This is a genomic window from Pseudoalteromonas atlantica (assembly GCA_007988745.1).
In the GTDB taxonomy this organism is placed as follows: domain Bacteria; phylum Pseudomonadota; class Gammaproteobacteria; order Enterobacterales; family Alteromonadaceae; genus Pseudoalteromonas; species Pseudoalteromonas atlantica.
Map to the genome: position 1 here is coordinate 62,827 of BJUT01000014.1, position 14,304 is coordinate 77,130.

Below are 14,304 nucleotides of genomic sequence, written 5' to 3' on the forward strand. Positions count from 1 at the left end.
TCTACTCCTTAAGCGCTTGGCGCAGTTGTATTGGTATTACTTTGCTTAACACTGGCTTTTAAACGAGCCAGCTCTGCATCTATTTTTTCATTTTTAACTAAAGACTCAATTTGCTCAGCGGTTGATTGCGCTGTATTTGTAAGTTCATAAGCATCAACCTGTGCTTCTATGCCTTCCACTTTTTGCTCTATCATTTCAAAGCGAGACAAAGCATTTGCGACGTTGTCGCTGTGTAATTGCATGTTCACTTTTTCACGTGCAGCAACAATATCGTGGCGTTTTATTAATTGAGCTTGCTTGCTTTTAGCTTGCGCCATTTTTTGCTGTAAACGCTCACAATCTGCCGTAATTTTCTCTATCGACTCTTTTAGAGTATTTAGCTGAGTGTTTTTTGCTGCAATTTGCTCATCTACTCGCTGTTTTTCTACTAACGCAGACTTGGCTAAATCGTCACGGTTTTTAGCAACTGCCAGCTCAGCTTTTGTTTGCCACAAAGTTAAGTCTTTTTGTTTTTGTGCAATTTGGCGTTTAAGCGTTTTTTCTTCGCACAGTAAGGCTGCGGCTGTGCTTCTACATTCGTTAAGCGCTTCTTGCATTTCACTTAGCATAAGGTTGAGGAGTTTTTCTGGATCTTCTGCTTTATCCAGCATGGCAGCAATATTGGATTGGATAACATCATTTACGCGATTAAATATACTCATTGTTTTGTCCTGTTGTTTTTAATTGATAACAACAACAAGATTCCAAGAGTTATGCCAAGTAACAAAAAGTTATTTATAAGCATTTAAATTCAATCAGTTAGACAGCTAATAAGTTATTTTAAACGGACTAAAAACTGAATGTTAATAAGCTAAAATCACTAATTTATTTATCTTTTAACTAAATTTTAGTTATAAAAAAACCACTTTAAAAAGTGGTTTTTTTATAACTGCTCAGCGCTTTAGTATTACTCAGGCACAAAACTTAATGCTTTATCCATTACCGACAAATCAGCCTGTTTACCGTGACCATTTTCTGAAAGGTGACGTCTAAATCCGCGCGCCCCTGGCTGCCCCTGAAAAATCCCCAGCATATGGCGTGCTATATGCCAAAAGTTAGCACCTAAACGCATTTCCTCTTCTATGTAATCATACATAGCGCGCACCACATCGTGACGAGTCTGAGTATTGGCCACCTCACCGTAAATCTTTTCATCCACCTCATTAAGTATAAATGGATTACTATATGCTTCGCGACCAATCATAACGCCGTCTATATGCGCTAAATGCGCTAGGCTTTCTTCAATTGTTTTAACGCCGCCATTAATGCTTAAATCGAGCTGTGGGTAGTCTTTTTTTAGTTGGTAAACGCGTGGGTAATCAAGAGGCGGTACTTCACGATTTTCTTTAGGGCTTAAACCATTTAACCACGCTTTACGGGCATGAATAATAAAGTCATCACAGCCAACTTTATGGCTGGCTTCAATTAATGCGCATAAAAATTCATACGAGTCTTGCTCATCAATACCGATGCGTGTTTTTACCGTAACAGGAATACTAACTTCGCTTTTCATTGCCGCAACACACTGGGCAACCAGCTCAGGCTCGGCCATTAGGCATGCACCAAAGCGCCCGTTCTGTACTCTATCTGAAGGGCAGCCTACATTTAAGTTAATCTCATCGTAACCGCGCTCACCAGCAAGCTTTGCACACTTTGCTAGCGCCTCGGGATCAGACCCCCCCAGCTGCAAAGCAACCGGCCCCTCGTGCTGATTAAAGTGTAGGTAATCGCCGCGACCAAATAAAATCGCCCCCGTGGTGATCATCTCAGTGTATAAAACAGCCTGCTTACTCATCTTACGATGAAAAGTGCGACAATGACGATCAGTCCAATCTAACATGGGTGCAACGGAAAATTTTCTATCTAACGCATTCGACTGCGGCGCAGGGCTTTTCATTAATTTACCTTATACATCAATAATTTATAACTTGATAACAGGTTGGTTATCTTTCATTATTCTTCACGTTATTTAGATATTTTAACAAGTTCGGTCTCCCTATGGTCTCCCAAGGAACCGAGTAAAGAATGAATTAAGGCACCTGCACAATGAATGTTTATTATATAAAAAACCAACCAATTGATCATGAACAATCGGCTTGTCAGGCAAAGATATTTTTATAGGTAGTATTATGTCCTCACATTACGTCGAAAAACGAAAGCGCGCCGATGGAACAACGAAGTACCGTTGCAAGGTTGTAGTAAAAGAAAAAGGCAAAGTTATACATCAGGAAAGTAAAACTTTTGATAAAAAAGCCAGTGCTGACACGTGGGGAAAACGTCGCTCTAATGAAATAGATTTAAATGGTCTTTCCAGACCCATAGAGTACATAAAAATTAACGACCTTATCGATCGTTATTTAACAGATCCTAAAATAGCTCCCAACGTAAAGCGGACTAAGGGGGCTTGCCTAACCATGCTTAAAAGTTATGGCATTGCTAAGCTATATGCTCACGATCTTAAATCATCAGATATTATTGAGCATTGTCATCAGCGAATAAGCTCTGGTGCTAAGCCTGCAACAGTTGCCCATGACTACTTTTATTTAAAGTCAGTCTTTAAAGCTGCAAAGCCTTTCTGGGGTATGGAAATCACTGAACAGCCTTATGTTGATGCGAAACCCATGTTAGAGCAGATGAACTTAATTGGAAAAAGCCAAAGAAGGACACGTCGTTTAAAAAAAGGCGAATATGAAGCACTTGAACAAGGCTTAAAGATCAGAGAAGAGCACCGCTCTGCACATATTCCTTTTGTTGATATATTTCAATTCAGTATTTTAACTTGCATGCGTTTAGGCGAAGTAACCAACCTCAAATGGGTCGATTTAGATAACGATACAAGGACTATTTTGTGTAGAGATAGAAAAGATCCTCGTAAAAAAGAAGGTAACCATATGCGAGTCCCTCTTTTAGGTGAAGCCTATAGCATAACAATTAGACAACCCAGAAAAGGAGAATTAATTTTCCCTTACAACCCTAAATCTATTGGTTCAGGCTTTCGCAGCGTTCGAAAGAAGCTAGGCATCAAAGAGCTAACTTATCATGATTTAAGGCGTGAGGGAGCAAGCCGTCTATTTGAGAGAGACTACCGCATCGAAGAGGTCGCTCAAGTGACAGGGCATAAAGACTTAAAAGTATTATGGAATGTCTACACAGCATTAAACCCTGAAAATTTACACAGAGACTTGTAGCATGTGCAACTTAATAAAATAATTTGAATTAGCCTGAATGTAATCTGTCAGTTTAGTTTGCTCGATGTGACTAGACCTGACAGGCTACCCTAAATCGGTTCTGTCCCATTCAGTGCTGGTGACAAGGAGGTATTCCTTCAGGCTTGGTTGTTCAAAATTTACACTCTATTAAAGCATTCACATCCAATCTTAGATCATGCATAGTAGAATGAAGAACCACCTACTCGGAGTAAGTGCATGTTTAAGAGTGTAAAGTCCATAAAAAACTTCGGTATCTTTAAGGATGCCAACACTAATGCTGGTCAACCTTTCTATCAATTTAACTTATTCTATGGCTTTAATTACTCTGGAAAGACCACGCTTTCACGTGTTTTCCGAGCAATGCAGCTAGGTGAAATACCAGAAGGCTTCTCTGGGGCATCTTTTGAAGTGGACTGTCACGAAGCTAGCTCTATCAAAAGTAACAACTTACAAAAAGTAGAAAACCTACGTGTTTTCAATTCAGATTACATCGTTAAAAACGTTAATTTTGATGAATCAAGCGTAAACCCAGTTTTGATCGTAGGTGAACGTAACATCGAACTAGAAACAGAACTTCAAGGATTGGAAGAGACTATTCCTGCAAAAGAAGTTAAGCGAGATCAAGACATAGGGTTCGCAGCAAGCAAAGAAAAAGAGAAAAACAATCGTTTAACTGAAGTAGGTCGAAACGTTGCGGTATTGAGTATTCTAGGTAGGTCTACATTCAACGCTTCAAGCGCTAGATCCATGCTTGCATCTGCTGAAGCTAGTCATGATCTAACACCAGAAAAAATGAGTGCTTACATTGATACAGCAAGAGCCAGTAATGTATCAAGCGTGCCTAAAGTTAAACTTAGCACCCCAGAAATGAAAGGTATTTTGGGTGATATTGAATCAATCATGGCTACTTCAGTAACACAGACAACTATTGCTGAGTTGGATTCAGATAGAAGCCTTAGAAGTTGGGTTGAAGAAGGGATAGAGCGTAACGCTGGACACACTACCTGCCAGTTCTGTCACAACACGATTAGTCAGGCAAGAATTGATGAGCTAAATGCTTATTTTTCGAAAGCGTACAAAGACCTTAGCCAAAGGATTGATGTTGCTATCGCTTCGGTTCAATCACAAGCATTCATATCAAGTATTCCAGATACCAGTCAACTTTACCCAGATCTACAGAAAGGTTTTGACGAATTAAGAAGCCAAATCCAGCCAATCGATGATTCTGTCGAAGAACTAAAAGCGTCACTGGTTAAGTTGCTGACTGACAAGAAAGAACACATGGCTGAGGTACTTCCATTCAATGCATCAGACTATCCTTTACCGCTAGTTACAGACTTGGTGGAGCAGTTCAACACACCAATAACAGCGCATAATAAGCGGGCTGCTAACCATTCCACAGAGCAGCGTCAGGCTATTGAAGCAATCAAACGCCACTATGTGTACCAAGAAACACAGAACTACGATCACCCGCAAGCGCAGCTTGATATACAAGCGTTTAAAGATGCTTCTGTCACCGCACAAACCGAGATCAACGCTAATCTGGCACGTATCGATGCGATAAAGGCTGAACTTAATAACACTAAACAGGGAGCGCATAGTCTAAACGACAACTTGCGACAGTACTTCGGTAAGACTGATATAGAGATTAAGCCTGTAGGTGGCACATATAAATTCATGCGCGAAGATCGAGAGGCAAAGCACTTATCTGATGGTGAACGTACTGCAATAGCATTTGCGTACTTCATTACACAATTAGAAGATGAATCCTTAAATGGCATCAAACCTATCGTGTATTTGGATGACCCGATCTGTAGCCTTGATTCAAACCACATTTATAACGTTCTTGGCATTATCAAAAGTAAGCTAGGTCATGAGCACGTAGAACAGCTTTTCATTTCTACGCATAACTTTGAGTTCTTCAACTTAGTAAAAACGTGGCTGTTCTATTTCAGTAGGACTAAGACGGGCACAGCAAAGCGAGCACAGTTCTTCTTAGTTAATCGTACAGGCGAACAATCTAAGATTGCTCCATTGCCTAAGCTGCTTAAAGACCACAGATCCGAGTATGCTTATTTGATCAGCAAGGTTAAAGAAGCTGTAGAACGACCAGAGAATTGTGATTCTATTGCAGTGCAGTCGTACGTGAGGAAGATACTGGAAGTGTACTTTTCGTTCCGTTTCAATCTGACTGAATTTCGGGGTAATGGCAAAGACCAGATAGCACCTAATCTACTGAAGGACATTGAAGGTGCGGAAGTTAAAGCAAATACGTTGTATGAGTACGTGAATGAAAAATGTCATGCTAAGTCAATGGAACTAGGCGTTCAGTTTCCCGAAGCTATGCAGCCGCAATTAACTAACGCATGGGAGATCATTACAAACGCCATAGAAGCAAATGACAAGCCACATTATGACGCATATTATGCCTAACTTTTGAATATCACGTTATTTGTATTCTTGTTAACAATGAGATAAACGAATATATCCTTCTCTAAACAAACGATTATCGCCTGATAAAGTCAAATGGAGGTGTGTGATATCCAGATATGATGGCAGTTGTTGCTCCCCCTTGACACTCAGTAGTCAGGTTAACTAGCTTCTGTCCATAGACGGGTTATAAGTATAACTCGCCTTTGCCCCAAAACGTGTTAAAGCAATTATTCTATAGGTCGGCTTTGAGCGATAACCGGACACTGAAAAAGTTAAATTTATTCCTGTGTTTTAAGTAGAAATCTAATTTTGTCCAATAACATTATTAAACGCCGTTTTGGGGCAAAATAACATGCTTAATTCCTAGCTGTTTTAATTACTTGTTTACAAAGGTAATTATTGGTGAAATTATCAGGGTATGTAATATACGCCGTTTCGGTGTGTTATAAACCACCAAAATGGTGTTCAATAAGCTGTTAGCTGTTTTGCTATGTTCTAGGCTTTTTTCAAATAAAAACATCGACTTTCTTTTTGTCGGTTAACAATAAAGCAGCCTTTTCTTGATATAAATCAAAAGTATCGTCTGATATAAATTTATCAAACGTATTAATTATTTCTTTCATGTAAGAGGCTCTTACTTGATAAGTCTGACGTTCAGGATATTCTTTAGCAAGTCCATCTAATTTCTCTGAACTATTAGAAAAATACTCCATAACATTAATTTTTTTATCAGGATCTACATCCCCTCCACCATAAGAAAGGATCCTAAGTTTAGACTCTAAACTATTCATATCTTCTCTTTTTTTGGATATTATGGGGTTTCCTGACTTACCTAATCTAACTGGTTCATCACTATCGTATTTTTGTGTGTATTCTCGTTCCATTTCATTCACATTTTTAACAATACTATGAAGTTCTTTTATACTCATATTAGAAAAGTTGAGCTCTTCTTTTTTAAATACTTTTTCATATGCACTTCCCTCAATTAATGATGAATCAAAAGCATTATTGTCTTTTTTTTCTTTAACTTTAGGATCAAGGTGAGTTGTGTTTATATTAATTTTTAAGCCACTTTCGCTTGTTTTAGTAGAAAAGCTTTTTATTTTTTCATCATCACTGTTTGTAAAAATAGATATTTTACTTTCAAATAGAGTAGGTAGTAGATTGGTGCTGATTTTCATAAAAATCCTTTTTCATATGTCGTTTTCTTTTATCGACATAATTTTATAAAACTTAAGCTTTTATTTTAGATTGTTTTCTATTAACGACTCATAGGGCTGAGTCGTTAATAGAAAGTTTAACTAGCCACCAGATCTTACTTCATAAGTAATTCCACCATAAGTAGATCCAGTTGTTGTTTTATTTTCAACTTCCCAATAATAAGTGCCTGCATTAAAGATAGAAGTGGAAACTGCTACGCTATATCCGCCAGCAACTCTATCTCCATTGCTATCAACCAAAGTCACTTTGAAATCATGTCCGTCATAGTTTCTTAAAATTGCAAAACCGTATCTACGGCAATTACCACCATCATAAGTATGAATCGCCCCGTGTTTGCCAGAGACTCAATAACTTGAGAAACTGGAACTATGAAAAAATCAAATCGCTATACATCAGAATTTCGTGAACGTGCAATTAGGCTTGTTACCACACAACAGCATGAATACCCTTCTCTTTGGGCTGCGCTAGTATCGATTTCAGATAAACTGGGATGTACCCCAGAAACACTTAGAGCATGGGTCAAGAAATCTCAAGCTCAACCGTCTAAACCCTCTTCTAATACGCAATCAACTGAAGAACGCCTTGCCGTCTTAGAGCGCGAGAATAAAGAGCTCAAGCGAACGAATGATATCCTGAGGCAAGCTGCCGCTTTTTTCGCCCAAGCGGAGCTCGACCGCAAACAGAAGTAATAGTGGATTTTATTGATGCTTGCAGAGAGCATTACGGTGTCGAGTCAATTTGCAAGGAATTGCCGATTGCACCATCAACGTATTATTCTCATAAACAGATACAAAGAGAGCCTGAGCGACTGTCTAACCGCAAAAAGCGTGATGCTGAGCTGATAATACTCATTCGCGAAGTGTGGGAGGATAATATGTCAGTTTATGGTGCAAGAAAAATATGGAAGCAGCTACAGCTTGACGACCATCAAGTCGCCCGCTGTACAGTCGAACGATTGATGCGAGTTATGGGAATTCAAGGTGTTCGTCGGGGTAAAGCACATAAGACAACGATACCTGACGAGCAACAAGATAAGCCACTTGATTTAGTTAATCGTCAATTTACTGCTGAGCAGCCAAATCAACTTTGGGTAGCTGACATCACCTATGTTGCCACATGGAGTGGGTTTGTTTATGTCGCTTTCGTGATAGATGTTTTTTCACGATACATTGTAGGTTGGCGTGTATCAACGACAATGCACACAGAGCTTATTCTTGATGCGTTAGAGCAAGCTATTTGGCATCGTGGCAACCCCGAAGGGTTAATTCACCACAGCGACAGAGGCAGCCAATATTTGTCTATACGATACACTGAGCGACTTGCTGAAGCTGGAATTCAAGCGTCTGTAGGCAGTGTGGGTGACTCTTATGACAATGCATTGGCTGAAACAATAAATGGATTATTTAAAACAGAGATTATTCGCAGAAATGGTCCGTGGAAGAATGTTGATGCTGTTGAATACGCAACGTTAGAGTGGGTCAATTGGTTTAATAATCAACGCTTATTATCTTCAATTGGGTATATTTCACCAGCTCAATATGAAACAGACTACTATGATAATTTAAACGAGTCAGGTAAAGTGGCCTGACTTAAACAAACTGGTCTCCGATGAACTCGGGGCGATTCATTTGTATACATTCGACAGCGTGCCTATTATCTCATTTTGTCATACACAGTTTTCATCTAAAATAACCTGTTGCGCCTTTAAAAATAGGCGTATACGCTTTGTTTACACCCGTATACATCAGAGGTATTTTAGAATGGCTATTCTAAGCATCCGAATTGACGATAAATTAAAAGAGTCTTTAAGTAGTGAGGCGCAAAAGGAAGGTATTTCTTTATCTGAATATGTGAAGAAATCACTGGAAATTAAGAGCGTTGATACTCATATACTAGCAACAGAGAAAAACTTAAAAAGCTCTGTTGATAGTATTAAAGATTTAGCGCTCGTCTCTCAGGAGACTGTACACGAAGTTGAACTAAATATTCAGCGGCTAAATGAATCGCTTAAAAATGCAAATCACTTAAAAGAAATCAAAAAATTGAAATGGATATTGATTTCTATATCCCTCATCTTTGTATCAATCTCGATCCCAATATTTCACTTTAATATTGCTTATTTCAAAACCTTCTTTTATTAGGCTTTATCCTGAATAATTTAAGGCCTATGAGCCAAGCCTATTAGTAAATATTCCAGTTACCGGAAAGCCTTTGCCGTCCAACACCTCTGTATTAAGCTTTTCACTTTACGATGAATTACCTTCAACAACTTAATTTAAATAAACTTTTTAAAGGCGTTTTCAAAAGACTATAAGTGTATAATTATGGCGCAGGTTTTGCAGTTAATATCACTCATACGATCATACTAAGGAAAAGAACCTATGCGAGTTGATGCAAACGTACATTATTTTAATGGGAACCAGCGTACCAAGCCTTCAACAGAGGCCTCAACGTCATTTTCGGCTGCATTAACAGCAGCACAAACAGACAATGATAAGACTGACAGCAGCACAAAACAGGCGGATTTCACTAGTATGACCCGGCAAGAAATGCGGGACTGGGCCAACACTCAAATCCGCAATGGAGAAATGTCTCTCGATGACGGCAGGCCTTTCATGGCTATGACTATGAAAATACCCGTAAATGGAGGCGAACTGGCAGGTGCACACAGTGATGAAACACGATATAACTTCATTCAAAAAACGCGTGATGGCATCCAAGGCGCACTGTCACGCAATGACGAGACTACTTTGAAGATGTTAGAATCAGCTATGTCTATCATGCAAGACAAAAGTACTGGTGTTAACATTCGTATTTAGAAATATAAAAAGGCCAGAATGTCTGGCCTACATCATTAATAAATCAAAGAATACTGATCTGGACTGACATAGTATTCCATGGCGAATTAGTCGAAGTATTTTGGTATTTGAATAATCCGTTTTGATGACCATCGACATTGTATTCATTGAGGAAACCCACGACAGTTTGCCCAGCGGTACAAGGCCATGTGTAATTACTACCAGTCACACAAACAGGCGTACTTGAGTACATTGTGGAACTCGGAAGTAACCCACCGTTCATCCAAGCAATATGATTATAACCATAACCAATTTCTAAAACAGCAGTACGCAGCTGCTCTCCCCCATGATCACATGCAGTTGTTGTCATACCAACAGTGGACTCCCACCCACAATCAGTTGAACCAACAGCATATACCCACATTGAAGATAGCGGCGGAGCTGATGCTCGAGCCATTAATTCAGACTCCATGCGGATGTTTTTGATTTCGGCAGGAGCTGGAGCATTCTGACTAGTGAGTACAGGAAGGGAGGTAATTACTTGTTGACTGCGCGGAACTTCCTCAGCATACTCATATTACTTACACCAGTTGCTATGACTACAGATAGCAGGCAATTAATTAAATTTATTTTCATAGTCCTTGAATTTCCCTTTTAATATCAATTGAAAGGTATTTATAGTTCACGCCTTTAGCATTGTCAAAAAATGAAAACATAATGATAAATAATTAATTTTTATATTTGTTAACTGATAGCAGAAAATCAAACACAAGACCTTCATCCAACAACTGAGTTTCACCGGTGAAACTTTAATTTTAGCGGCTAAAATAATGGGGTATCACACTTTGACCTGCAATACCCCCTACCTAACAATTAACCTATTAAACTTATAACCAATTGGGCTACAGAAATTAGGGAAATTAAATTAATAGAAAACCTTCCTTCTACTTTCACTTTATAATGAATATCTATTTTCATTCGCGTGCTCATTAATATTGATAGTGCCCCAACCGCAGTGTAATCTTAAATTGCCGTAAAAGATTGGCGGTTAGAACGTGGCATCCATGCCATTTACTATCGTTGATTTTCAACCAGGCCTCGTGCCTGGTTACCTTCATTTTTTATGTTTCTTTGATACTAACAAAATTTTTTAACTATCTGCGGCGCTGAAAAAATTAACCTGTCGCCTTAGTTCCGCTTAATCATAATTTAACGCATAGCACTTTTACGAATAAGCAAAAGGTGAGTATTTATTAAAATAATTGCCGGTGTATCTACCATTTCACATTAAAAACAGGTGCGGCGGCACTCTAGGTTACACTGTCGTATTAACCTAGAGGCCTTGCCATGTAAGCGCTAATAACGAATTGCACACGGGAAAGTTACACGCGTGATGTGAACGGTACTTTTGAACGGACTCGATAAAGTTATTGAATAAACAGGTCTGATAAACACAGCCGTACGTATTGCTATCTGTGCGTTGCTAATTTAGAAAAGTCCCTGACACGTTTCTGTCCAAATGTGAGTTAGGTTAAATGTCCGTTATTTTAGTTTTATTAGTCATTTGATAAACTAGCTGAACGACAGCTTCTGTCACAAAGCCGCCCTCAGTTTAAAGCTCATTTTGTCCAATTGTGACTTGCCGATACCAGCAGACCCACTGAACAATTTAGTCATGGCTAACCAGTAAATGTAAGATCGAGTATGGGTTACTACACCTAAGGCAATATCAGAAATTACAGCACGCTTCCCCATGCCGCATAATATCTTCTTGAATCGAGTGAAGGTCTAACTTTGCGTAGACGCTACGTACCGTTTCTTCCTTATCGTTTAACAGTATTGATAATCCAGCGTAATCTTGGCGATTTTTTGATAGATAGTAAGTCGCAGCAAAATGCCTTAAAGCATGAGGGTTGATCCCCTTAACGATCCAATCCCGTTCAGGCCATATTAGCTGAATCACACGATAAGTCTGTTCCGACATATTAACTCGTAAGCCACCACGGCTGTTTATGCCATTCCAGATAAATAACCTATTGTCCATACCATGGTAATGAAGCGCTCTTTGCTCAATGAACTCATTAATTTTGTCGCTTAGCGCTATAGGTAATTTGTTTTCAATGCCTTTAGCATGTTTGCCAAGGTGAGCTCTATTTTTAACGAGCGGCAAAGGAATAAAGGTACTATAACTATCATCGGCATTTGATATCAGAGCAGCGGCTTTAGAATTGGCAGCTTCCTCAACTGTTCTGTATGGTTCAGCGATTAAGTCTTCAAAGTTACTAATTCTAAGTGGATTAACCAAAGCAATCCTCATCGCTAATGCGATAGATAAATACCTTAGTCGGTCATCCCCATTACTACATGGTTCATAAGCTAACTCTTCAAACTTTCTAACTATTTTTTGATACTCTATGACCCCATCTTCAACGCCGCCTTGAAGGCCTTTGTTGGCACGGTAACTAGTGTCTATTAACCACTTGATATTACGATTCCCGTCACTAGGGTTAGCCTCGCCACTAGAATTAATTAGTGTTATCAAGCCCTCCACTTTACTTACCAGCTTACTAATATCAAAACAGTATTCTTGTAAATTTTTAGCTGGAGAGCTCGGGATAAAGTAGAACATTGGTAAGTAAGGGACTAACGAAATATTTGGAGATTTAATTAATACCAGCAGCTTCATTAGGCATTTCTTTGCTTGCTTATGATTGTCTCCGCCTAGAAAATCATACTCTACTATACTCTTTACCTTGAGAGCACGGCGCTGGTTATACTCGGCTTGATTAATAATATCATTATAGCTATTAACCCAGATGCCATTAGTATGGTAATCATAAAAAAGCTGTAAATTACGCCCGTTCAATAGCATGGAAAAATCAAATTCTTCTATTGACTGTATTAGCCCGCACTTAACAAACGTAGTTGAAAAATTACGCAAGATATTGCGCCAAATCTCAACCGTCGGCGTATCTCCACGACCATTAGTACTCCAATACTTCTTAGGGGATTTGAACTGAGCGGTGCTTAAAAAGTTATTCGCTAGTTGCATATGATGATGGGTTTCAAGAATCTCATCAACTGTCATTGGTTGCATAAAATAGCTAGCTAAAGTCATAAAGTGTTTTTCAGCGTTTTTCCCTAAGTCTAATAACTCACTCGGCTTCTTCGTTCCATTCGGACAAGACTTACGTTGTGGTATGTGGATCATTTTAGGTATGAAGCGAGTGATGAGACCTTCTGGCAGCGAGAAATGCGCCTCTACCTTAGTCCATCCATTAATAATATTCTCAGCTGCTTTACCATGTGTTTTAGTAGTAAAATTTTTAATTCTTTTTTCACGAACTCGAGCAAAATGATTTTTCGAAAGACAATCCTGTGTGATAACAGAAAAAGCAGCGTCCTTGTCCCGATATGTTAAATCCGAAAAGTAGTGCTCCCCTAACGCATTATATATATCATGAAGCTCTGTGAGTTTTTTAAGCTCATCAATATTCATAGGCTCTATAGTCGCCGCCTTTAAAATGCTTTGAGAGTTAAACCTAGCAAATTTATGCTTAATTGGAATTAGCGCTTCACTGGCCTTATTTAGCATTGATGCCTTTACTCTTGCCGTCCCAACTTTTGCTGAACTGCCACCAGCTTTATCGATCAGGTATTCTTGAAACGCTTTTTTGGAGTTTCGGTAATGATGCCCCAATAGCGCTTTCAACGGGTTATCACATACACCAGATTCAACAAAATCTTTAGCCGATTTTAAAATTGCCACAGCTTTATCTTCACCAATTAGAGCTGCCTCAAGTTCGAGTAGCATTGTTTGGTTCATGTCTTTCTGTAACGGATTAGAGTGCATTACTACTTACCTTAAATATGAATTAATATTTGACTAGGAACTCCCACCTCTCCTAATCACTAATGCTACACGCAGATAAATAGCCTTTTGCTTTATGGAAAACTAAATTTACACACATAACCCTTTAAAATTAGCACATAAACTCACTTACCCACAACTACAGATTCGATTTAACCATATGATATATAGAGATATTTTTAGTTTTTATTAGGGCGTAATAGACTGCAACGCAGTCAATTACGTTAGAAATAAAGTGCTTAGAAAAAGCTGAAAATAATTTCAACTCTTTAGCTTATAGCTATAAAAAACTAATAATTTTGACATGTTTTTATTAGTTTTATGAGAAGCCCGATGGGATAGTTGATGGCTATATTTAAAAGGTAACGCTATATAAGTTGATATAACCAACTATACAGATATACTATTTACTCGTAGCCAAAGTTGACGCATTTCTTAGAAATTCAACTTGGTGAATGTTTCTCCAGTCACATAGGCCGTAACCCAGACTGCGTTGCGATAACCTGAGATTCATTAGCCTCCTTCAACATACCTGTCTAGCACTTTCCTTTGACTACCAAACCCTCATTTTTGATTTGGCTCTTTATGAGCTTTAACGGTTTAGGAAAGATTATGAACACAGTATTTATGCTACTTGCTCAATTTGAAGAAGCCATTATCCCTTTGGGTAAGGTTTGTGATGACTATTTTGGCTGTTCGCTCCGTACAGCTATGAATAAAGCCAAAGCAGAAG

11 protein-coding genes and 1 other annotated feature are annotated in these 14,304 nt (G+C 38.7%); of the genes, 6 read left to right on the top strand and 5 right to left on the bottom strand.

The window, feature by feature from the left end; genetic code table 11:
* Positions 1-8: 8 nt before the first annotated feature.
* Positions 9-701 carry a PspA/IM30 family protein gene (locus PAT01_RS08465; RefSeq protein ID WP_138577954.1) on the bottom strand — a complete coding sequence of 231 codons (693 nt, stop codon included), beginning with the start codon at positions 699-701 and terminating at the stop codon, positions 9-11.
* Positions 702-946: 245 nt separating this feature from the next.
* Complete coding sequence (gene dusA / locus PAT01_RS08470) at positions 947-1,936, bottom strand: tRNA dihydrouridine(20/20a) synthase DusA (protein WP_154945330.1); 990 nt, start codon at positions 1,934-1,936, stop codon at positions 947-949.
* Between the two features lie 232 nt (positions 1,937-2,168).
* Here dusA and PAT01_RS08475 point away from each other — a divergent pair, with 232 nt between their 5' ends.
* Complete coding sequence (locus PAT01_RS08475; protein WP_154945331.1) at positions 2,169-3,227, top strand: tyrosine-type recombinase/integrase; 1,059 nt, start codon at positions 2,169-2,171, stop codon at positions 3,225-3,227.
* Positions 3,228-3,464: 237 nt separating this feature from the next.
* Complete coding sequence (locus PAT01_RS08480; RefSeq protein ID WP_138577948.1) at positions 3,465-5,681, top strand: AAA family ATPase; 2,217 nt, start codon at positions 3,465-3,467, stop codon at positions 5,679-5,681.
* 506 nt (positions 5,682-6,187) lie between these two features.
* Here the strand turns inward: PAT01_RS08480 and PAT01_RS08485 are convergent.
* Entirely contained in the window at positions 6,188-6,862 is a 675-nt protein-coding gene (locus PAT01_RS08485; protein WP_013463096.1) for a hypothetical protein, read from the bottom strand.
* 408 nt (positions 6,863-7,270) lie between these two features.
* Here PAT01_RS08485 and PAT01_RS08490 point away from each other — a divergent pair.
* The 3 genes from PAT01_RS08490 to PAT01_RS08500 all read left to right on the top strand — a co-directional run bounded on the left by PAT01_RS08490 (position 7,271) and on the right by PAT01_RS08500 (position 9,721).
* Positions 7,271-8,490, top strand: a protein-coding gene (locus PAT01_RS08490; RefSeq protein WP_223230517.1) for an IS3 family transposase whose coding sequence is annotated in 2 segments (ribosomal slippage) — positions 7,271-7,559 and positions 7,559-8,490 — 1,221 coding nt in all. Because the reading frame shifts where the segments join, the coding sequence is not laid out codon by codon here.
* Positions 7,549-7,665, top strand: a sequence feature (AL1L pseudoknot). (Overlaps the previous gene by 117 nt.)
* A gap of 172 nt (positions 8,491-8,662) precedes the next feature.
* Positions 8,663-9,043, top strand: coding sequence for a hypothetical protein (locus tag PAT01_RS08495; protein WP_024606317.1), 381 nt, complete (start codon positions 8,663-8,665; stop codon positions 9,041-9,043).
* A 240-nt stretch (positions 9,044-9,283) separates the two neighbouring features.
* Entirely contained in the window at positions 9,284-9,721 is a 438-nt protein-coding gene (locus PAT01_RS08500; RefSeq protein ID WP_013463093.1) for a hypothetical protein, read from the top strand.
* A gap of 43 nt (positions 9,722-9,764) precedes the next feature.
* On the opposite strand, the gene PAT01_RS20355 is transcribed toward PAT01_RS08500, so the two are convergent.
* Both PAT01_RS20355 and PAT01_RS08510 read right to left on the bottom strand, forming a co-directional pair.
* Positions 9,765-10,172: a YolA family protein gene (locus PAT01_RS20355; protein WP_404821028.1), complete on the bottom strand. Its 408-nt coding sequence runs from the start codon at positions 10,170-10,172 to the stop codon at positions 9,765-9,767.
* 1,257 nt (positions 10,173-11,429) lie between these two features.
* Positions 11,430-13,553, bottom strand: coding sequence for a hypothetical protein (locus PAT01_RS08510; RefSeq protein ID WP_154945332.1), 2,124 nt, complete (start codon positions 13,551-13,553; stop codon positions 11,430-11,432).
* Positions 13,554-14,198: 645 nt separating this feature from the next.
* On the opposite strand from PAT01_RS08510, the gene PAT01_RS20365 reads away from it, so the two are divergent.
* Positions 14,199-14,304, top strand: a 106-nt coding sequence (locus PAT01_RS20365) for a pyocin activator PrtN family protein (RefSeq protein WP_404821030.1), incomplete at its 3' end; no start/stop codon positions are given.

Excerpts from the sequence above, each read along its gene's own strand:
- PAT01_RS08465 (WP_138577954.1), bottom strand. The coding sequence starts at position 701 with ATGAGTATATTTAATCGCGTAAATGATGTTATCCAATCCAATATTGCT.
- dusA (WP_154945330.1), bottom strand. The coding sequence starts at position 1,936 with ATGAAAAGCCCTGCGCCGCAGTCGAATGCGTTAGATAGAAAATTTTCC.
- PAT01_RS08475 (WP_154945331.1), top strand. The coding sequence starts at position 2,169 with ATGTCCTCACATTACGTCGAAAAACGAAAGCGCGCCGATGGAACAACG.
- PAT01_RS08480 (WP_138577948.1), top strand. The coding sequence starts at position 3,465 with ATGTTTAAGAGTGTAAAGTCCATAAAAAACTTCGGTATCTTTAAGGAT.
- PAT01_RS08485 (WP_013463096.1), bottom strand. The coding sequence starts at position 6,862 with ATGAAAATCAGCACCAATCTACTACCTACTCTATTTGAAAGTAAAATA.
- PAT01_RS08495 (WP_024606317.1), top strand. The coding sequence starts at position 8,663 with ATGGCTATTCTAAGCATCCGAATTGACGATAAATTAAAAGAGTCTTTA.
- PAT01_RS08500 (WP_013463093.1), top strand. The coding sequence starts at position 9,284 with ATGCGAGTTGATGCAAACGTACATTATTTTAATGGGAACCAGCGTACC.
- PAT01_RS20355 (WP_404821028.1), bottom strand. The coding sequence starts at position 10,172 with ATGGAGTCTGAATTAATGGCTCGAGCATCAGCTCCGCCGCTATCTTCA.
- PAT01_RS08510 (WP_154945332.1), bottom strand. The coding sequence starts at position 13,553 with ATGCACTCTAATCCGTTACAGAAAGACATGAACCAAACAATGCTACTC.